Raw genomic sequence first — 22,463 nt, forward strand, 5'->3', positions numbered from 1 at the left:
TTGGTGATTTTGATATTCTGAAATATAAATAAAAAGTTGGTATTTGAAAAAAGCACTTCTGTCAAGTCTTCTTCAATTTTTAGGATAAATATTCTGATAAAAAAAGCAGGGTCAAATTATCATCCTTTTTATGAAAGGCCCTACCCTTTTATGCAGGCAAGGTGATGGTAAATGCAGTTCCTGTAAGGCCTTCACCACTTTTTGATTCTACCCTAATCTCTCCTCCATGAGCCTTCACTATATCATAACTCAAACTCAAACCCAAACCCGTCCCCTGACCTGTCGGCTTGGTGGTAAAAAACGGTTGGAAGATTTTATCTTTGATGGCATCGGGGATACCGGGACCATTGTCTTTTATGGTTATCTCTATTTTATTACCCAGGTTTTTTGTAGAAACAGTTACTGTTGGTTTTATTTCGGAATTCCGAATTTTATCCATGTAGCTTTTTGAATCAGTATTGCCAAAAGCCTGGAAAGCGTTATTCATCATATTTAACAGTACCCTACCGATATTTTGAGGAATGATATTGACTTTTGGTAAGCCGGAATCGAATTCAGTGGCCATCGCTATCGGGAATGATTCTTCATTGAATGATTTGTCTTTTGCCTGAATGCCATGGTAAGAAAGTCTCAGATATTCCTCACACAATGCATTGATATCTGTAGGTTCCTTTTCTCCTGTACTTGGACGGCTGTGGGCAAGCATGCCTTTTACAATGGCATCTGCCCGCTTGCCATGGTGGGCGATTTTATCAAGATTCGATTTGACATCTTTCAAAATTTCGCTTACCAAGGAGTCGTTTCTTTTTTCTGGGCTTTTGGCTATTTCATGTTCGATTTCTTCTACTAATTCACCACTTACCTCGGAAAAATTATTTACAAAATTCAACGGGTTTTGTATTTCATGGGCGACACCGGCAGTAAGTTCCCCAAGTGAAGCCATTTTCTCGGATTGGATAAGTTGGGCTTGGGCAGATTTCAATTGGTCATAAGCGGATTCCACTTTTTCCCTCTGGGCATGGATTTCTTCCTTCTGAACCTGAAGTAAGTGATTGGCTTTTTGCTTGCTGAGGTTATTTTTGAATAAAGAGATACTGATGATAACAAACATCAACAATCCTCCCAAAGAAGCAAAAATGATAATCCTTTGGTTGAAAACTGCGGCATTTTTTAATTCGGTATTTTTTTGGAGGAGTTCTATTTGAGCTTCTTTTTTGTCAAGTTCAGATTCAAATCGAAGTTGTTGGATCATTTTCTCTGTACTTGATTTCGCAATTTCTTCCCTTACAGTTTTAGCGTTTATTTCATTTTCATATGCGGCTTTATAATCTCCTATAGAAGCATGTATTTCAGCCAAATTCAAATGCACATCAACCAATTCATTTTTCGCATCGATTTCTATTGCAAGTAGTTTGGCTCTTTCCAAGGTACTTATAGCATCCTCAAAATCTCCTTTTTGTCTCTGAGTTTTTGCCAAACCAAGAAGACCCTGAGTCAGCTCAAATTTGGCATCCAATCTCTCTGAAATGTCCAAACCACGTCTGTGAAAACCAAATGCTTTTTGGAAGTTACCCAATTCACCATAAATCTCACCTAATTGTGTAAGGGGGAAAGTCGCATCAAGGGTGCCATCACAAAGTTCCAACGCCAATTGATGAAAATAAATGGCAGAATCATACTTGGATTCTAAGTAATACACTTCGCCAATATTCATGGCGGCAGTGGCTATCCCGGGTTTTTGATCTATGCCTTGAAATACTTCAAGTGATTTTTTGAAAAAAGTCAAAGCTTCACCTATTGTGCTTTGGTTTTTGAGGTAAACTGTTCCAATGTTATTTAAGGAAGTACCGATTCTTAATTTGTTATCGAGTTCTTCGGAAATTTTAAGGGATTCGAAATGCAATTCCAAAGCTCTGCTACTGTTTCCTAACATGTAATAAATAGAACCAAGGTTGCTAAGGATATTTGCCTCCCCCGTCTTATCATTAATTTCACGGAAATCATCCAATGCTTCCTGAAAGTTAATTATCGCATTCTGAAAATCCCCTTGTTGGGCATATGCCCTGCCTTTTGCATTATGTGCATTTGCGAGACCTTTTTTGAAATTTATTTTAGTTCCTAATAGGATAGCCTCATCAAGGTAAAAAATGGCTTTATTCAAATCTGAACCAAAATATTCAAGACCCAAATCCAAATAATGGGAGACTTTTATACTGTCATCCTCAAGTTTTTCAATTGCATTCAACAAACTATCAGCCTTGGAGGTTTGGGCTAAAACTTCGAATAAAAAAACAAAGGAAAAGAGAAGTAAAAGGAGTAAGTATTTAAAAATAGCCATAAATCGATTCATATACTTATGAGAAAGCTGTTTGCTATTTCTTTGTAAGACTGTGGAAACTCTTTAATCATACTCTTGCCTTTAAAAATTGTAGATAATTGGCCAAAAAACCAAACTTGTCTTATCTAAATTGAAGTCCTGAAATTAATTACTATTCCTAAGATTTTTACTTTCAACCCGAAACTTTCCTCGTCAGCTGCAAAGGTTAAGGTCATTTTGACCAAATTTAATAAAATGCACTCAATTTCCTGATAAATATTTCGTATTGAAAGGCAACGGTCGAAACCTGATTTCAAGGTCAAACCAAAGCCGCTTTTTTTTAACAATCTATCTATTTCAAATCGAAAGATGAAAGCTACTTGATCTCAAAATTTTGTGGCTTTCAAGAAGGGGTCTTGGATTTATTCTTCTTAAGATTTTTTTAGGGAGAGGTTTTGATCCGTCCAAAGAAAAATAAACTGCAAATAGATTGACTGGTTTCTTTATTCGGAGGGTCGGATTGTAAAAAACAAAGAAGAATGGAAGGAGCTTCCATTCTTCTTTGCAACTCAATAATTCTTGATTCTATTGTTGATTTTTGACAACCCGTATTGATTTGACTCCCTCTATGGTTCTGATATTGATGATATAAAAACCAACATGCATCTGAGAGAAGTCTAACTCCAATCGGCTTTCATTTTCATACCAAATACTTGGTAATTGATGACTTCTTCCCATGGCATCCAATATCACCAAAGAAGACGGATTAGGTTCTTCTTGTACTAGACCACGCAGACTAAGGTTTATTCTGTCTCGCACTGGATTAGGATATGCTTTCAACACTCCGGAAGTTTCATCCTCCATCAGAGTCGATTCTTCTTCAGAAATTGACATTTCTGTGATGGTTTCGATAGTAGATGGTTCTGTTCTTGCAGATTGCAAGCCAGTAACGAGAGGTCTGATGGCAATTGCCTGAGCCACCCAATTTTCACTTTGTGAGGCAACCGCTCTTAAATCCCCCGTTCTCCCAGGTTCACTTTGAATGAAATAAGACATCATATTGGAAGTTAAACCCTGTTGGTTATTCGGATCATCATAAACCTCGATGGTTCCTGTTGGAGGTGTCCAGGTAGCGTTTTTCTTATTCGAATAGAACATCATCACCATGGTATTGCAATCTGTTGTAGTCAATGAAGGAGCAGTAGCATTGAATGAAGGAGAACCTGATGCCCTTGTGGCTGCAGCTATTGGACCATGAGGATGGTTGATATCTGCCCCGCTTATCCTTGAAATCCCCATGGTCCATTTTGGACTCTGACTGATACGGAAGCAGTAAGATTGAGGCTCATTATTACTTCTGATCACTTTATAATAAGTGGCCATTCCAACTTGGTTTGATTGATTTACCCTTTGGATAAGGATCCAATTTCTATCAGGTGGAGTAATTGAAGGGGAAGTTCCTTTTTCAAACATCAATCCTACTATCAACAAATCTCCAATTTTGGTATTGGCAGGTCTCCTAACAATAGCTGAATTACTGGTACTGCCACTACCTTTTGCTGTATTAAATTCACCCATTTTTGGTGCTTGATTTATACAACCAATAATTATCAAGGATTCGGATTCTGAACTTGCAGAATTGTAATTGGCATCCCCTGCAAAATTCGCAGTAACAATGTAAGTACCCGGTTGTGTAGGAGCTGAATTGGTCGGTCCATATTTTGTACTTCCTGTTCCTTCATATTTTATAGTGATCAGGTTGGGATCAAGTATATCCTCTATTCCTCCTATCCCATTGGCAAATGCTGAGGCTTTGATAGGTTTTCCGTCAAACTCAAACACACCTCCTGTTACAAATACTGTTGGAGTTGATTTATTTACAGTGAGGCTACCCCTGGTGATTGTTCCGAGGATGTAGTTGGAAGGTTGTACGAGACTAATTACCGGTTCAATCAGGTAAATACCTGCCCCGATTAACCCGCTACTTGGGAAAGTTGTGTTTTCTTTCAGTAAAGAATATCCGATAAAATCAATAACCGATTCTTGGTCATCCATCAATGTCACTTCATTGCCATCAGAATCACGGAATTTAGTACTCACATCAAAACCTTGGAATTCTGTAGCAAAATCCGGTGCTGTGTCACCAAACCCGATAACATTTGGATTGGCACTCGTCGTAGCGGATAGTGTTGCGGGTGTAATTGTAAGGTCTGCCGGTAAGTAGGAAACAATAAAGTTTCGAGATTCAAAGGTTCCAGGAATAACAAAATGCTGACCCACATCTGTACCAGTTACCATATTGACAGAGAAGAATTCAAGGTTGAAATCATCATCATCGTTTTCCTCACTTTCTTCACCGAAGTCATAAAACTTTCCAATGATCGGATTTTCTCCTTCTTCAGCTAGTTCAAGGTCTTTTTCACCAAAAATGACCAGCGTGTTTTCTTCCTCATCATTTTCCTCACTTCCATCGCTATTGACGATTGTTCGGGAATTGACAATGGTCCTTCCGTTGAGAAGAGTCCGTGCATTGATAATGGTACGGCCATTGATAATGGATCTTCCGTTGACCAAGGTACGAGCGTTGACTATTGTCCTTGCATTTATCATCGTTCTGGCATTGATAGTTACCGGCTTGAGTTCTTGGTTTTCAGAATCTTCAAGGAAATCAAGGAAAGAATCCACAGGGACATCAATAGCGGAATTGATAATCGGTCTACCATTGATTATGGTGCGAGCATTGATTATAGTCCTTCCATTTACGATTGTACGGGCACTTACCATAAAGCTTTTGTTGACAAAACTTGCTTTATTGAGTATTGTCCTACCATTAAAAATCCCCAAAGGAAGACTATTATCATCTTGTTGTTTTGCCAATGCGAGGTCCTCTAAATATTGAGCCAGAATGGCATCTTTGAGACTTTGGACATCAGCTATTTTTACTTTTCCCTCAAATTCAATCAACTCCTCAGGTATGATAACTTCGAATTTTAAGGCATCACTTATAGATTCACCATATATTAAGGAAGATTCACCGGTCAGGTCTAATGGTTTGATGGTAATTGGTAAGGCTTCAACAGTAATTATCCCAGGACCATAATTTCCAAAGGCATTGCTTGTTCCGTCATAGAAAAGATCCCCGTCCTCTTGTACCACACCTACGTAATTGTAAAAATCTGAGAAAGCAAAACCTGTCTGAGGATGTGAAGCAGTGATAATATAAGTACCCACTTCAGCCAAATCACCACTGATTGGACTTGTAAGTGTCAGCGGAGAAAGAGAATTGTTTTGATTGTCAGGGTTTAAGGTTAGCCCGACTTCTTCAAGAGTCAGTGAACTATTCACCCAATTGTTATTCACCCTTTCATATACACTTGCAGTAAATGGCTCCAATACTTGTGCATATTTTTTGGTTTGGTTATCTGCACGGATGGCAATGGTTTTTTTAACGACATCCAAGAAAAATACAGGTTCTGAAGATCCTCCATCCAATCCGCTATCTGAAATCGAATTATTAATTACGGTGATATTCGGATTGCCCACAAAAGGTGGTATAGTCACCTCAAGGAAGCCTGCACCCTGATCATCTACTTGGAAGGTTGAATTCAAAAGTTCCTCTCGCAGGTAAACATTTGAACCCTCATATAAATTAGTCCCTTTAATCTTCAATTTAAATTCAACCTCCCCAAGAATAACACCCTCTTCATAAACGAGTTCTATATTTTCTGGATTTGGTGCTGCCAATGAAAGCAACGCCCTGTCTGCCCGTACCAATCCTGAACCTGACTTAAAGTCATCACCTTGTTCATGCATGTCCTGCGCGGTAGTTTTCAATACTCTCTTAATATCAGCCGGCAAACTGATGCCGGGACCACCCAACCAATTTGTAGGATTTGAGGACGGATAATACTTAAGGCGGGCTTGCTTGACCAGGGCAGCAATGGCAGCCACGTGAGGTGCTGCAGCGGATGTACCAAAGAAGTTTGAAAAATTATCACCTTCCAGGTCAGGTGCACCAAGATTTACAGTGGTATTCCCTCCATTTGGACCTGTGAAATCAGGCTTAACCCTTACTTCATCATTGGTGGTTGTCCCTCCTCTTGAGGAGAAATTGGCTACAGTAAAAGGTTGTGTTCCACTTGGCACAAGTGAGGGGTCAAATCCAAAAACAGAGGTATTAGCATAAAGTACTGCACCAACGGTCATTGCACCTTCCGAATTTGCATGACCTACTATGGTAGAAGCATTGATTCCATTCGGGTCATTTGGGTCTAATTCGCCTCTAAATACCACATACTTGAATTTAATATCTCTTTTTGAATCCAAATCTGTACAACTTTCACACTCTCTGGCTATCAATAGTTCCACAGTGGTTTCTTCGGTAATTGTAAAAGAAAGGATTTCAATAGGGTCACCGTTCACATTGTTTCGGTTAAATCCGAAAAGAGGAGCACCAAAGTTTTTAAGATAAATATCTAAGTCATAAATACTACCTGTTTGGTCTATTGAATAGAGAGGATCATCCCATTGAAGGGCAATCATGTAGACCGCCGGTCCATTTTGTCCGGGAAAGACTTTAATGGATTGTGTGGTTTTTCCATCGCTAAATTGATGGACACGTCCACTTTCGGTCCACTTGCCACTATTTAAAGGCAGTTCACTTGTCTGGTCATCAAAGGGATTGAATACCCCTTCAAAAGATTTGGATCCAAAGTTACCTGCCGAGGTGAAATATGAAACCCCATTTGCGGTAACCTCATTAACCGCCTTCGCCACTTTTCCATCCCTAAAGAATGGTTCGGTGACATAAGTAATATCATCTACAATTATATCACTTCCTGCAGCCGCTAGGTCGCGGATCCCTTGGGCAAAATCTCCTGCTGTAACCACACCTGTACGGAAACCAAGTTGTGCTCCTGGGGCAACATCATGTATAATCTGCAGCATGGCGCGACCCTCATCTGTTCCTTTTCCAAATCTGCTTGGTAAGTCTCTGAAGAAATAAAGGTTTTCTGGTAAGTCTCCATTGGAAATATCTGCCTCCAAAGTATTGACTCCGGCATCGTTTCGGGTTGCATAACTATCAGACAATACCCCGATTTTTATCCCAGACCCATCTATTGGCTGGTCACCATCAAAATGGGTATATCCTGCCCTTACTAAATTTGACCGCATGACACGATCACCTTGCGTTGTGGTTGCACCTTTATTTGGCACAGGGGGGATAGCAGGACGAATGTAGTTGATAGCATCCGAAGGCTGGTTGAGTTCTGTAAGTCTTTCGATTGGAAGAAACCCTGAAATAATCAATGAATTGGGATCTTGCTTTAATTCTCCGTCATTAGGAGTCACAAATCCAGCGGCTTCTAAAATTGCCTTGGCTTCATTAAACTTGTTTTTGAAATAGATGACTTCTACCAAAACCTGATTTTCGACTATATAGAAAATCTCATTGGTTTCAACGGTTTGGCCCCTCTTGAAAATTTCACTTAGGCCTGCTAATTCAGAACCTACTGATTCGTAGACTTTTCCTTGCGAGCAAATACCAAAAACCTGTCGGTCGTTGACAGTAACTGTAAATGTTTTTGTAGTACTACAAGCATCAACCGCCGTAACTTCTATCACATCGCCATTGGTAACCAATAATCCTTCAGTATTCTCTATCTGTTCACCACCATGGGAGAAAACAAGGTTTTCAAATTCCGAAGTGACATAATCGGATAAATTTGCAATAGCAGTAGTACCACCATTATCTGTACTGCAGAGTACCGCATCCACAACTGACAAAACCGGAGGAGTATTGAGGGTTACATCTAAGCTGCAGGAAGTTTTTCCGCAGGCAAGGCCTTTGTTTACTTCAACAGAAACTTTACCAGAACTTGTCCAGTTGACAGAAATTGCATTTGTACCTTGGCCTGAAATTATTTCTCCTTGTCCGGTAATTGACCAATTGTAGGAAGATGCTCCTGCAGGTACTTGATAGGTAACTGGTTCGCCTACACAAACTTCACTTTCACCAATTAAATTACATTTTGGGGCATTTGCAATGAGGTCAGAAACTGCACGAACGGAGCGTGCGACAAAGAGGGATTTTCCATTCAATGACCTTAACCTAGTATTGAAGTTTGCCCCAGTAGTTCTTGAAGCGGTATTGCCTTCCCCCCAATCTTCAGTACTGGCAATGTGTCCTCCCCAAGCAAGAACAACCGTATTTGTAAAACCAAAACTTCCCGATACGGAAAAAGAAATTCTTAATCTGGTGACAGCAGAAGCCCCAGAAACATTGTCCTGTCGAACATATCTAATATCAGTTATCGTACCACCATATATGGCAATCCTTTTTTGCGCATCAGGCAATTGATTGAAAGATGAAGAAGGTTGAGGCATTCCGCTTGGGGCGGGAATTGTTCCAAAATTTGGGCTTCCTGCCCTCGGAACTACATTTTCACAGATTCTATCAAAACTCGTGATGTAGTCAATAGCGTTTTTTCCGTTTGATTTGGTATCCCATTCTATCTCTACAGTGTGCTGACCGGGCCATAATTTCCCAATGGTCAAGCGATAAGGAATAGATTGCCCTTCAAGGAAGTTACTGTTGGTAGCATTAGAATTTCCTGTTGCCCAATTAATAGGGCTGACAGGATTTAAACCAATCCCACCATTTTGACCTTGCTCTAGTCTAATTTCAGTGGCGAAAGAAAAATTTGCCACAAAAAGCAATAGTAGCATCAGTAAGTTTCGGAATGTGTAAAGTTTACGCATTAGAAAGTTTTTTTTAAGTTTGAAGAGTTAAAATTCTTTTTAATATGAAAGATTTAGATGAAATTAACATTCAATTTCTCTATTCCTGAAAATGTCCTTTTTTTGATACAAACTGCAATTTACTTTTAACAAAAAGGACTTTCCAATATATGAAATAAATTTTGAAAATAATCTTAAATAAAATTTATAGGTTCTATTGAAAAATTATATTGTTATTCAAACGGAAAAAAAAATAAAATAAAACGGTTAAAAATTTTAACTATTTTATTTATTTATTACTTACACAATAAAAAATACATTTATTTTTAAGTTTTTTTACCAAATTTCTAAATTTAATAACCTATCCATCGGTCATTTTTTTTTGACTTAAATCAAGCCATTATCCTGACTGATGTCATGTTTTTTTTGATTATCAAAAACGGTTGCAATTGAATCAACACATTGAAAGACTAAGTTTTGACACTAAGATTTCCACAGCAGTTTTTTTCTCAGGCTTAATTCTGAAAGAATGTGGTCTTTACTTTCTCCAAATTTCGTTGACAACTATTTAAATATGGAAAAAAATGAATGGGATCTATCTAAACAATTAGCTCCCATTAGAGAAGAAGTTTTATTTCTCACTTAAAAACTCTGAGAAGAAACAAAGGCCTTTGGAAGTGAGATGAAATCGGGAAATTTCTCCAAAGAATCTGGGAATCAACTCAAAAAAGTATTTGAAAATATTTTTAGCTCCATAAGTTTTTTCAAAATCAGCATCCGGGCAGGCGAATATTGAAAAACCCAATTAGAACAAATGAAACCCTTAAAGTTTCCTTTGGGATTATGATTTTGAGGGAAATTCTTTAATAAACTCACTGCCCTTCCCTTTTTCTGTCCTTGCTTTCAATTCCCCACGAAGGGCCTTCACGAATACTCAAACTCAGTCCCATTATTCCTTCACCTGTGGCGTGGTAGTGGAGAAAGCTCGGAAGATTGTATTCCAAATCTATTGTGCGAGCCATTTCCGTAATCTTCTTATGAACTAAACGTCTTGCCTCTTAAGTACGTTAGCCACAAAATCATACCCCAGGTTTTCCTTGTATTCAAAAACGTAGTCTACACCAATCGACCTGTACTTTTGTGCGTGGTCTGAATACCTGCTCATTGCAAAAATTTTGAAGGGCCGTTCTTTAATTCGGCCTATTTCAGAAAGGGTTTGAATGTTTGCATTGAAATCGGCCACTGTCATGAATACAGCTTTGATGTTTTTACAATCCACATTATCCCATAGCTCGCTGTCTGTAACATCAGCCCACAGAACGTTCTGACCGGATTGCTGAACTGCTGCAACCAAATCAGGATTAAAATCAAGACCCAATACCTTATCCCCGTGAATCTGCTGCAGTGAATGGAAGGTAGGCATTCCGACACTTCCGAGTCCAACCACCAGAATTTCTGCTTTCCCGAAGCTAAGTGGTTCGCAATCTACACTTTGCTTTTTCCTGTTGAGCTTCAAAATAACACCCTTAAACCGGTCAAAGATAGCGTGAGAGTAAACATTGAGAGGCGCTGCCAAAACAAATGACAAAGACATTAATATCGCCATTGCCACGATCCATTCATTGGTGAGTAAACCAATCTGGAGACCTACAATGCCCACAATTAGTCCAAATTCACTGAAATTACTTAGGCCCAAAGCACTGAGAAATGCGGTACGCGGTTGAAGTGAAAACCTGGATAGAATAAACAAAAAAAGCACCCCTTTGACTAATGCAAAAGGCAAAAGAATCATGGCCACACCTAATGTGGAAAAACTAGGCAAACCCACCATTCCTACATTTATAAAAAAAGCAATAAGAAAAAAATCCTTGTACTCAGTCATACGGATATACAGTTCATCAACCCTGGGATGGTTGACAAGCAGCATTCCTATTACCAAAGCACCCAGATCAGCCTTCAAGCCAACAAAGTTAAAACTCAATGCCCCTGCTACAAAAATTGCGAAGAACCCAAAGAATGAAAATAATTCTCCATGTTCCATTTGATGAAGGAGCCGACTCAGTATTTTTTGCAGAAGCCATAACACAATCGGCAGGGCAAAAATCCAAAGTGATGGGATTTTCTTATCAGAGAAAGCAATGAAGAGAACGGCGAAAATATCCTGTATTACCAGAATTCCAATAGCAATCCTACCATGGTAAGAAGCCATCTCCCCCCGGGCTTCGAGGGTTTTTACCACAAAGACTGTACTTGAAAAGCTCAAGGCAAAACTCAACATCAGCGTACTTTCCAAACTAAGGTCTGAGAATATGCTGATCCCGAAGTACATCAATAGCGTAAGAACTCCGGACATAGCCAATATGATGAGGATCATGTGCAAAGAAGCCGAGATCCAGATTTCCGGCCTGAAGAGCTCTTTGAGCTTCAGCTTTAGACCGATGGTAAAAAGTAAAACCATCACTCCGATATCTGCCAGCACCTCGATGCTGCTATTGATATTTCCTTCCTGAAGACCCGAAAAATTGATCAGAAAACCTGCGATTAAGAACCCTACCAAAGGCGGAAGTCCGATACGCTTGGCGAGCACTCCACATGTAAAGGCTGCAGCGAGCAAGAAAGCAACCTGGTAAAAGGGATAGATATCCATAGGGATTGGATTTTAGTACAATTAAAAACTTTCCCGGCATCATACCTAATGCTCTTAATTAAGATGTGTGTTCAATTTGGAATGAACAGCGTTCTTAGCCAATAAAGCAAAAATGGAGACAATAATGGATATTCTATATAACTGAGTATTAGCACTTACCTACCTATTTGAAATGGAATACCGGTGGCTATGCTTGCATTTAAAATGGAAGCTAACCTGAATGGATCACAGAGAACCTATAGCTACCCATCACCTCAAACACGGTGAAAACACGGTATAAACACGGTCAAAATATAAGAGGAAGTGTAGGGAGCGGGAAAGGAAGGTAAACTTTAATATAACGGAGCTATGGCTAGGCTTACAAGCTGGACCAGGTTGTAGGCATGTTTGGGGGCATAGGTATGAAGAATTGAAGAGGTTCCATCCCAAAAAACAAGCAACAAAAAACCCAAGGAAATATTTTGGGGATTTCTTTAGCAAAGATTAGTAAGTGGGTAAAAGAATAATAAAAGTAGTTCCCAAGCCGGGTTGAGAATCCACTTTAATCTCTCCACCATGAGCTTTCACAATATCATAAGATAAGGATAATCCCAAACCCGTTCCCAGTCCGGTTGGCTTGGTGGTGAAGAAGGGTTGGAATATTTTGGTTTTTATGGAATCGGGAATTCCGGGACCGTTATCAGAAACTCTTATTTCTAGATTGTCTCCATTCTTCATCGTCGAGACAGTTACTAGGGGCTTTAATTCAGAATTATGATCCCGATAGCTATCTTGACTGAATTCTGAATTGGTAAACGCTTGAAAAGCATTGTTGATGATATTCAAAAGCACTCTTCCGATTTCTTGTGGGACCAAGTTGATTTTGGGAAGAGTTGGATCGAAGTCGGTTACAAAGTCCGCGTTGAAAGACTTATCCTTCGCCCTCATGCCATGGTAGGACAGTCTCAGATACTCATCAGCCAAAGCATTGATATCGGTGGACACTTTTTCTCCCGAACTTATTCTGCTGTGCTCGAGCATTCCCTTCACAATCGCATCTGCCCGCTTTCCATGGTGGTTGATTTTATCGAGATTTTGCTTGATATCATTTGCGATGAATTTAGCCTCATCAATGTCTCCTTTTTCAAGCTCTTCATTCATTTCGTCTAAAAGTTCGCTGCTGACTTCTGAAAAATTATTCACAAAATTCAATGGATTCTGAATCTCATGGGCGATGCCAGCGGTGAGTTCACCCAATGAAGCCATCTTTTCTGATTGGATCAGTTGTGCCTGGGTGGATTTTAAAGTTTGATGGGCTTTGCCAAGTTCACCATATGCCTTTTCAATTTCTTTTGCCTGAGCCAATTCTTTGTCTTTGGTTTTTTCACGTTCAATCCTGAGAGTTCTCGCTTTTTGGATCAAGTGGATTCTCCAGACTAGCCCAACTAAGAATAAAGCATAAATACCATAAGCCCACCAAGATCGGTACCAAGGTGGCAATACTGTAAAAGAGTAAGAAACAGGCGCAGTCCACATTCCATTGGCTCCCTGTGCTTTAACCTTAAATGTGTAGGAACCTTCTTGAATATTTCCAAAAGAAGCATTGGATCTGTTTGTAAGAGGGCTCCAATCCTCGTCATATCCTTCCAATTGGTATTGATATTTGACCATTTGGGGACGGGAAGTCTCGATGGCAACAAATTCAAAAGAAACCTGATTGAGGTTATAAGGCAATAAAAGATTTTGGGGCAAAGGATAAAATGGCGTTATACTATCAAACTCTATTTTGCCGAAGCGCTGTCTCATACTATCCCTTTCAGCCAACCTTAATTCCCTGCCGAAAAGGCTTACTTCTTCTGTAACATTAGGAGGTATAATGATACCCTTTACTGTCGGGGTATCATCTTCCAAGTTTGATTTCTCATTCTCAACGTTATCGAAGGTATCTTTTAAAGTATGCCAGCTAACCTTTTCATCTTTCACTTTAATTGATTGAATGACTAAGACAGGTGCTTCCACATTTTTGTTTAATGCCTCATAATCAAACCTTACCAATCCTGTTTTTTCAGAACCTGTCCCTGCCCAGATGATGCCTTTGCTGTCCAATAGCAATGCATTTTTCCCAAAATTCACATCCTTCACAGGATAGCCTGTAGATGATTCGAATTTTTCAAAATCAGTGAGCAGAGTACCATCTTCGGAAATATTGAAAATATTGATCCCTAAATAGGTCCCAATGGCCATTTTCCCATTTGGCATTTGAAGAATTTGGATTACAATATCATCCGACAAACCATCTGCAATTCTAAAACTTCTAAATACAGTAGAATTTATGCGATCCCAGCTCGGAACTTGAATGGAATCAGAAATTTCATTTGATGTTTGTACTTGAAATAATTCTTTGTAGGTTTCTGAATCCAAAAAACTTAACCCTTCCTCAGTTCCGAACCATAAATTCCCCGATAGATCCTCAAAAATCGAGATAACCATATTATTCGCCAGTCCATGATCAGTGGTAAAATTAGTAAGCGATTTACCGTCATATAGACTGACTCCACCACCATTGGTTCCGAGCCAAATTTTTCCGAAGTTATCTTGGAATATTGTATTTATTTCAATTTGAGCAAGCCCTTGAGCTGTAGTATAATTGGTAAATGATTCACCATCATATCTACTGACCCCCGCATCAAATGTACCAATCCATAGATTTCCTATTTTATCCAGTAACATAGAAGAGACATTATTACTAGTCAATCCCTGAACTGTGGAAAAATTGGTGAATAATTTGCCATCAAAACGATAGACACCATTTCCTGATGTGCCGAACCAAAAATTTCCGAATTTATCCTCAATTGTACTAGTCACAAGTGCATCAGACAAACCTTGAGCTCTTAAAAAAGTAGTAAATGACTTGCCGTCGAAGCGGCTCACACCACCTCCAAAAGTACCAAGCCAAAGGTTTCCGGTTTTATCTTCAGTTAAGCTATAAACAAGAGAACCTGGCAAACCATAAATCTTGGAAAAAAAAGTAAATGCTTTCCCATTATACCGACTGACTCCCCCACCAAAAGTACCGAACCAAATGCTACCAACTTTATCCTCAGTGATACTCAAAACTGATGGATTTGTCAATCCTTGAGTTGTGGTAAAGTGTTTTAGAGATTTGCCATCATAAGACTTTACTCCCTCAGAAAAAGATGTAAACCACAGGTTTCCCTGATTATCCTCTAATATTTTGTTTATAGATTGCATATTTTCTCCTTTAAAAGGTTTGGAGAATTTGCTGTTAGATTGACATATAATCCCAGCATTTGTACCAAACCAAATGTTTCCTTTTTTATCCTCATGCATGCTAAAAATATAATTTCGTGGAAAACCGTCAGTTGCGGTGTAAGTGGCGAAGGATTCACCGTTATAACGGCTCAAACCACCACCACCAAACCAAACATTTCCTGCCTTGTCCACTAAAATGCAATTAGTATTATTACTTGCTAAGCCTTCTTTTGTAGTAAAACTCGTAAAATTTTGGCCATCAAATTTCATTGCCCCATTGCCAATAGTTCCAAACCAAATATTCCCAGCTTTATCCTCGATGATCGTAACAACAAAATCAAGGTTAAGGCTGTCGGCTGTGGCGAAATTGGTAAAGGATTTTCCGTCATATCGGCTTACACCTTGTTGAGTTCCAAACCAAAGATTCCCGAATTTATCCTGAAATATTGTCAAAATAGTACTATTTGTTAACCCATGGGCTGTGGTATAATTGGTAAAGGATTTTCCGTCAAATCGGCTCACACCTCGTTCAGTACCAAACCAAAGATTCCCGAATTTATCCATCATCGAACATCGAACTCCATCCAAAGCCAATCCATCCTCAGTAGTGAAATTGGTAAAATCTGATATTCCACCATCTCCCATGAGAATCGTTTTGCCTTCCTGATCCAAAATGGGTTCACCTTTTTCGTTTTTTAAGATAGGCAGCATAATGGTTTCACCACCCCCCTTGGGAACAGCTCTGACCACAGGTTTTGGCATGTCTTTCAAAAAATAGGTTTTGGGCTGAAGGCTGTCGGGGAGGTCGGCTAATACGGTTCTTTGTAATGGAACAAGAGAATCTTTTGGGATACTTTTATCAATTGCATTTAATTCCTGTTTAGTATTACATGAAGACAAAAATCCCAAACAAATTGCAAAAACTAGTTTGAATGCATTCATATGCCGTATTTAAATTGGTAAAAAAAATATGAATCAACCCACACCTAATGTGTTGATTATCTTAAATATAAGGAAGATTGATTAAAAATTCTGTCCCTTCTCCAAATTTAGAATTGACTTTAATCTCTCCCCCATGAGCCTTTACAATGTCATAACTCAAACTCAGTCCCAGGCCTGTTCCTTCTCCCGGCGGCTTGGTGGTGAAGAAAGGTTGGAAGATTTTGTCTTTGATGGCGTCAGGGATGCCGGGTCCGTTGTCGGAAACTCTTATTTCTACCCCTAAATCCCCTGAAGGGGACTTAACCACCTTTGTTTTAACCTTAACGGTTGGAATATTTCCTCCCCCTTCAGGGGGCTGAGGGGTGCTAAACGCCTGAAAAGCATTGTTGATGATATTGATGAAAACCCTGGACAAGTCTTGGGGAACCACATTGATTTTCGGTAAACCAGGATCAAACTCTGTCCGAAAGTCAACCTTAAAATTTTTATCTTTTGCCAAAAATCCGTGGTATGATAGACGCAGACATTCACTTGTCAAGCTATTGATGTCTGTCAGAATTTTCTCCCCTTTTCCTGTCTTGCTGTGTTCCAGCATACCTTTGACTATCGCATCCGCCCGCTTTCCATGTTGGTGGATTTTTTCAAGGTTTTGGATAACATCACCAATAATTTCTTCCTCCACTGTTTCACTCCTCTTACCTTCCACCTTTAACCTCTCAACTTTTAATTCCTGCATCAGTTCCGCACTTACCTCAGAGAAATTGTTCACGAAATTGAGCGGGTTCTGAATTTCATGGGCTATGCCGGCGGTGAGTTCTCCTAGACTGGCCATTTTTTCGGATTGGATAAGTTGCAGTTGTGTTGACCTCAACTGGTCAAGTGCGTTTTCAAGTTTTTCGTTTTTACTTTCAATTTCAACGTTTTTTTCCTTCAGGATCAGAAAAGCTTTGTTCAGTTTATTTCTATTTCTATAAACAATAAAAAGAATGATCAAAAAAGTAAACAACCCTATAAAAGCTGAAAAAATCAGCCACCACTGTCGCAGACTTGCTTTTTCAAATTCCAGAGTCTTTTTCGAAAATTCATATTCCGCTTCCAAAGTGGCAGCTAAGCGCTGTCCGCGGGCATTATTGATGCTGTCATTATATTGTTTGAATAGCTTATAATCAGCCAATGCTCCTTGGAAGTCGCCTTTCTTTTCATTGATTTTGGCCAATAGTTCATGGGCATTTCGCTGTTGCATGGCCTGCTTCATTTTATTGGCCTGCTCCAATCCTTCATTTGCATACAGGAGGGCTTCTTGGTAGTTTCCTTTGACATAATACAATTCTGCCAATCCTACCAAAGAATGGGAATAAGGAACGCCATACCCCTTTTCTTTGGCGATGGCAATGGATTGACGGTACAGGTTTTCAGCCTTATCGGCACTGTCCAAGGCCACATATATGTCCGCCAAAGTCCGTGCAGTCATTTCAATAAATTCGGGACTTTGCAAAGCCAAGGCTGAAGCGTGTCCTATTTTGAGATGTTCAAGGGCCTCAAAGGGTTTGTTTTGCTTGAGTTCTACATCGCCGAGATTGTTATAAGCGAGAATCATTCTCCCCTGATTTCCCATTTTCTGGTAAATAACGAGCATCTCCTGATATTTGGTTTTGGCTTCCTCCAGCTTACCCTGTTCAAAATAGATCATGGCAATGTTGTTCAATGCCGCACCCTCTACATTTAAATTCCCCGTTTGTTCAGCCCCTTTTATCGCCTCAAAAAAGTTACCCAATGCCTCAGCATAATTGCCGAGATTAAAATAAACCAATCCGATATTGTTCAATATTCCCGGGAGCAACCTGTCGTCAGGCATACTTTGGGCAATAGCGAGAGATTTTTTGTAATATTCAATGGAAGCTGCAAAATCACCTTTATTCTGAAGTGCATTTCCAAATATTTTTAAGGCTTCCGATTCGCCCTTTTTGTAATTGGCTTTTTGACACATCTCAATCTGTTTGTCAAGGAAGAGGAAAGCACTGTCGGGATTACTTTCTGCAAGCATAAAACCAAGGTCATTGGCTTTGTTGAGGTAAACGGTATCTTTGGAATATCCCGGTTTTTGGGAAAGTTTCTCAAGGTCAGCTTTCAGTTCTTCGATGGTTTGTGCCTGAACCAGTCCTATGGATAGGATAAAAAAGCCTATAATACAAAATGCAATCCGCCCAAGTTTACTTTCATGTGGTCTTAATAGGGCTTTCATGAATAGATCATAGTTTTTGATTGACAAATGAATAAGGGTCGAATTGGATTTCAATGTAATAAAATTTGGAATTTTAACTTTAAAAACTACCTTTAATACATATAATTTGCACTTTAATCTCAAAATCATGAAAAGAATCTCCTTTGCGAATGAAAATACTTGTTTATTATTTTTCACTTTTGAAATGGATTCAATTGTGAAAATGGATGCTTCCCCATCTGACGATCAGGATAATCTTGTACCATCAGGTGACGAAGATGGAAATGGTCAAAACACTTCTGATAATATAAATCAGGGAAATGAAGATTTGATCAAAGGGATCGTGGACCCCGCAAGAACCCAAGCGGTAGATCCGGCCAGAACTAGAGTAGATCCGGCTCGAACCAGACGGTAATTCCATATTTTCTTCCTTTAATGAATTTTACTGACCCTGATCTTGGTATTCAATTGCTACCTCGATCAGGGTTTATTTTTTTACATCCGAAATCCATCCTTGATTTTCAACTTCTTTTTGATTTATCAACCCAAACTCCGTCACAAAGGCAATATGATGGTGAATTCTGTAAATGTTTTTCCTGCTGATAGACCTTCTCCAGAATTAGTCTCCACCTTCAATTCTCCCCCATGCGCTTTGACAATATCATAACTCAAAGAGAGTCCAAGTCCCGTCCCCTGCCCCGTAGGTTTGGTGGTGAAAAAGGGCTGGAAGATTTTATCAAGTATTTTTTGCGGAATACCGTTGCCGTTATCCTGCACTGAAATCAATACTTTCCCGTTTTCCTGACGGGAACTTACCAAGACTTTGGGAGCATAACCTGCTTCGGCTTTTTTACTTCGCTCATTCACAGTACTTCGACTACGCTCAGCACAGGCATAAAAAGCATTGTTGATCAGGTTCAATAAAACCCGCCCAAGGTCAGATGCTACCACGTTTACCTTTGGCAGGTTGGGATCTAGGTCAATGGAGAAGTCCGCGGTGAAGCTTTTGTCCTTCGCCCTTAATCCATGATAAGCCAATCGCAAATATTCATCAGCCAATGCATTGATATCCGTGGGTGCTTTTTCCCCCTTCCCTGCTCGGCTATGCTCCAGCATTCCTTTTACTATCGCATCTGCCCGCTTGCCGTGGTGGTTGATTTTTTCGAGATTTGATTTGACATCCTGAAGGATCTCTGAAACCAAAGTCTCGTCTCTCGCCTCTTGGTTTTTGGCTCTTTCTTCTTCTATTTCGGCTATCAACTCGTTGCTTACCTCCGAAAAATTATTCACGAAGTTCAAAGGGTTCTGTATCTCATGGGCAATGCCTGCAGTAAGTTCACCAAGACTGGCCATTTTTTCGGATTGGATAAGTTGGCTTTGCGTTGATTTCAAATCTTCTATAGACCGATTCAACTGAAAAGTCCGGTGCTTTACTTTTTCCTCTAGGATCAGATTTTCTCTTTTAAGCATTTTAGAACGGTATTGCACAATGATTCCTACCACTGTGACAAAACCAATCAAATACAAAAGCCAAGCCCACCAGGTATTGGTCCAATGTGGCAAAACGGTGAAGGTGAATTGAGCAGGTTCACTCCAATCACCATCAAATCCTCTACTTCTTACCTTGAAAGTATATTTGCCAGCCGGAAGATTCCGGTAATTTTCGCTGAATGGCTTATCTGATATTTCACTCCATTCTTTGTCAAACCCTTCCAGTACGTATCGATATCTGACCATGTCCCGGTTTGTCGATTGATTGCCTGTAAATTGAAAACTTACATAATTTTGCTCATAGGGTATTTTAAGATTCACCGGAAGGTTAAAATAACCGCTCGCACTGTCCCATTGGATGTTGTTTTCCATCAACCATCCTGTCTCCTCTGGAAGATTATCCGTCATGAAAAAAGTATCCTTTTTAGCAGTAAACAACGTGTCAAGTGAAGGGTATTTCTTTTGGATCGATCTGTTAGTATAAAAGTTAAGAAGTTGATCAGATATGGAAATACCTGATATCAGGGTAGTATTTTGCACCCTTTCTTCCTTTGGAATATCGATGACAGTCATTGCCTGCCCCTCAATCCCGAACCATAATTTGTTCAAATAGGAAAAAGCTGAACCTGCATTAAAATCGGTGTAGATAAATCCTTGCTGTTTCCCGTAGGATTTCAGATCATAATTCCAATCACTAGTTGATGTTTCATTGTTTTTAGGCTTTGGAATAAAAACAGTCAATCCATTTCCCGTGCCTGCATAAATTCTTTCTTGGTGTTCGTATAAAGTATAGACTGCAGGATTGATAAGCCCATTTTCAGTAGAAATTGAGGTAAGGAGACCTTGTTCAGGATCTGCTATTAGAATCCCCGATCGTGTTGTAATCCAAACCCTTCCATCCTTATCGTTAATAGAGCCTGATCCGTTTCTTTCACTTATTTTTCCATTCTCGATCAAATAAGAAATGGTGTTTTCCTCCGGATTGATAATATTTATTCCTTTATCCGTGGAAACCCAAATCATCCCACGTCGGTCCTGGTTGATTCCCCAAACAATATCTCCGATTAATCCATCAGCATTGGTAAGAAGGGTGAAAGTTCCTTTTTCCAAATCAATGATTTCGATTCCTTGGTTGCGAAAAGAACCTGTCCACAACCGCCCTTGGTTGTCAACCATACTGCAATTTGGAAATGTATTTGTCAAACCCTGCTCTTTGGTTACAGTAGTTATAGTTTCTCTTTCCGGATCAAAAATGCCAAATCCTAGACTGGCTGCCAAAATCAGATAATTCCCGTTATTTAGCTTATGGAAATTGAAAGCAATGCCCGAACCCTTCCCTAATTGAAGTTCCAGATTTACTTTTTTAACAATGTTCTTCTCCGGATAATAAACATCTATTCCCTGACGAGATCCAATCCAAATTCGGTCCTGTCTGTCTTCAAAAAAACTCCAGACATCAGGCCCACTCAGTCCGTCAACTTCAGTAAGATAATTGGGCATAATACCTTCGGTGTCAATGAGGTTTAAACCCTGATTGGTGGCTATCCAAATCTGACCTTGCTTGTCGTTCATCAAATTGATAACTACATCATCGTTCAATCCTTTTGAAGCGTTCAGGTACTTGAAGGTGTTTTTGGAAACGTCAAGAATGTAAACACCCGAGTTAGTGGCCATCCACATTTTTTGGTCATTGTCCTGGATGATCTGGAAGACATCATGTATGATACCAGTTTGAGAACCTTCATTTAATATACTTCCCTGTTTGGGTTGAATGATGGAAATTCCCGCTCCCAAGGTGCTCGTCCAAATCTGGTTTTTGGTATCCATATACAAGTCCAAAACCTGATTAGAGGGTAGTCCATTTGTATTGTCTAAAAATCGGACACGTCCTGTTTCCTGATTTATTACACTCAAGCCAACTTGACTTCCCGTCCAAATATTACCTTCGGCATCCTCGGCTAACTGTCGGGCATCTCCTTTATCTCCTTCTTTTAATTTGGACACCTGACGGAAGGTTTCTTTTTCCGGATCGATGATGAACAAGCCATCACGCCTGGTACCCAGCCAAATGAAACCCTTGCTGTCAATGAGCATGTCACAGCCAGCATTAAAATTAAAGGCTCCCAATGATAATTTCACTTCTCTGACGACACCTATTGCATGATCAAGAACATAGATTCCGTTTTGTGCTGTGTATATCCAAATTCTGCCTTTTTTATCTTCAGCCATGTCATTTACAGAAGCTAGCGCCCCTGTGAAAATCTCATCAATGAAAGAATAGATTTCAAGATATTCCCCATTGAACCGGCAGAGTCCTTTATCGGTAGCGATCCATATCATTCCTTTGCTATCCTGCATCATCGAAGTAACAAGGTATCCGGGAAAACCCTGATCTTCCCCAAACTCAAAAACTCCAAGAGAGGCATTCCTTTTCAATTTTGGCAAACCAGTCTTTACGATCTTTGGTGGTTCGATTAAAGAGGTTTGGAATTTCAAAGGTTTGGTTTCAAGGTTTTTAAAGTCGATTACAGTATCCGGTAATTGAATGAAATCAAACTTGACTTCTGATGGAGTCGACAAAAGTGGAAGAAAACCGTCCGGATAAAATGGTTTGGATGGAAGTTTTTCAAAATTCACTTTTCTGACTGGCGCTGACTTTAATTCCTGCGATACACTTACCTTCCAATCGAATTTTTTAGGTTCACTAAATTGCAGCTTGGTGCTTTTTGGAATTTCAAATTCTTTTTCCTCTGAAGGAAAAGGAATGGCTTTATTGCCCCCATCACAAGAAGAAATCAGTACCAAAATGATAGCAAAAAAGCATATACTGACCAGACTAATTGATTTCATTT

8 protein-coding genes are annotated in these 22,463 nt (G+C 39.6%); 1 reads left to right on the forward strand and 7 read right to left on the reverse strand.

Annotated elements, in window-relative coordinates:
• Positions 1-148: 148 nt before the first annotated feature.
• The 6 genes from DQW11_RS02420 to DQW11_RS22335 form a co-directional block, all read right to left on the reverse strand.
• Complete coding sequence (locus DQW11_RS02420; RefSeq protein ID WP_232826656.1) at positions 149-2,338, reverse strand: tetratricopeptide repeat-containing sensor histidine kinase; 2,190 nt, start codon at positions 2,336-2,338, stop codon at positions 149-151.
• A 564-nt stretch (positions 2,339-2,902) separates the two neighbouring features.
• A complete protein-coding gene (locus DQW11_RS02430; RefSeq protein WP_113922410.1) occupies positions 2,903-9,079 on the reverse strand; it encodes a S8 family serine peptidase in 6,177 nt (2,058 codons plus the stop codon).
• 851 nt (positions 9,080-9,930) lie between these two features.
• Entirely contained in the window at positions 9,931-10,080 is a 150-nt protein-coding gene (locus DQW11_RS22170) for a hypothetical protein (protein WP_157966003.1), read from the reverse strand.
• A gap of 20 nt (positions 10,081-10,100) precedes the next feature.
• On the reverse strand, positions 10,101-11,705 hold the full coding sequence (locus tag DQW11_RS02435) for a cation:proton antiporter domain-containing protein (protein ID WP_113922411.1): 1,605 nt from the start codon (positions 11,703-11,705) through the stop codon (positions 10,101-10,103).
• 483 nt (positions 11,706-12,188) lie between these two features.
• Positions 12,189-15,719: a two-component regulator propeller domain-containing protein gene (locus DQW11_RS02440; protein WP_232826689.1), complete on the reverse strand. Its 3,531-nt coding sequence runs from the start codon at positions 15,717-15,719 to the stop codon at positions 12,189-12,191.
• A gap of 241 nt (positions 15,720-15,960) precedes the next feature.
• On the reverse strand, positions 15,961-18,141 hold the full coding sequence (locus DQW11_RS22335) for a tetratricopeptide repeat-containing sensor histidine kinase (protein ID WP_198669828.1): 2,181 nt from the start codon (positions 18,139-18,141) through the stop codon (positions 15,961-15,963).
• Between the two features lie 127 nt (positions 18,142-18,268).
• Here DQW11_RS22335 and DQW11_RS02450 point away from each other — a divergent pair, with 127 nt between their 5' ends.
• On the forward strand, positions 18,269-18,535 hold the full coding sequence (locus DQW11_RS02450; RefSeq protein WP_113922414.1) for a hypothetical protein: 267 nt from the start codon (positions 18,269-18,271) through the stop codon (positions 18,533-18,535).
• Positions 18,536-18,675: 140 nt separating this feature from the next.
• Here the strand turns inward: DQW11_RS02450 and DQW11_RS02455 are convergent, their stop codons facing one another.
• A complete protein-coding gene (locus tag DQW11_RS02455) occupies positions 18,676-22,461 on the reverse strand; it encodes a sensor histidine kinase (protein WP_198669829.1) in 3,786 nt (1,261 codons plus the stop codon).
• Positions 22,462-22,463: the final 2 nt, after the last annotated feature.

This window comes from Cognataquiflexum aquatile, from assembly GCF_003316845.1.
GTDB classification, from domain to species: Bacteria; Bacteroidota; Bacteroidia; order Cytophagales; family Cyclobacteriaceae; genus Cognataquiflexum; species Cognataquiflexum aquatile.

Coding starts and splice junctions, on each gene's coding strand:
- DQW11_RS02440 (WP_232826689.1), bottom strand. CDS start 15,719: ATGCCAAAACCTGTGGTCAGAGCTGTTCCCAAGGGGGGTGGTGAAACC.
- DQW11_RS22170 (WP_157966003.1), bottom strand. CDS start 10,080: ATGGCTCGCACAATAGATTTGGAATACAATCTTCCGAGCTTTCTCCAC.
- DQW11_RS22335 (WP_198669828.1), bottom strand. CDS start 18,141: ATGAAAGCCCTATTAAGACCACATGAAAGTAAACTTGGGCGGATTGCA.
- DQW11_RS02420 (WP_232826656.1), bottom strand. CDS start 2,338: ATGGCTATTTTTAAATACTTACTCCTTTTACTTCTCTTTTCCTTTGTT.
- DQW11_RS02435 (WP_113922411.1), bottom strand. CDS start 11,705: ATGGATATCTATCCCTTTTACCAGGTTGCTTTCTTGCTCGCTGCAGCC.
- DQW11_RS02430 (WP_113922410.1), bottom strand. CDS start 9,079: ATGCGTAAACTTTACACATTCCGAAACTTACTGATGCTACTATTGCTT.
- DQW11_RS02455 (WP_198669829.1), bottom strand. CDS start 22,461: ATGAAATCAATTAGTCTGGTCAGTATATGCTTTTTTGCTATCATTTTG.
- DQW11_RS02450 (WP_113922414.1), top strand. CDS start 18,269: ATGAAAAGAATCTCCTTTGCGAATGAAAATACTTGTTTATTATTTTTC.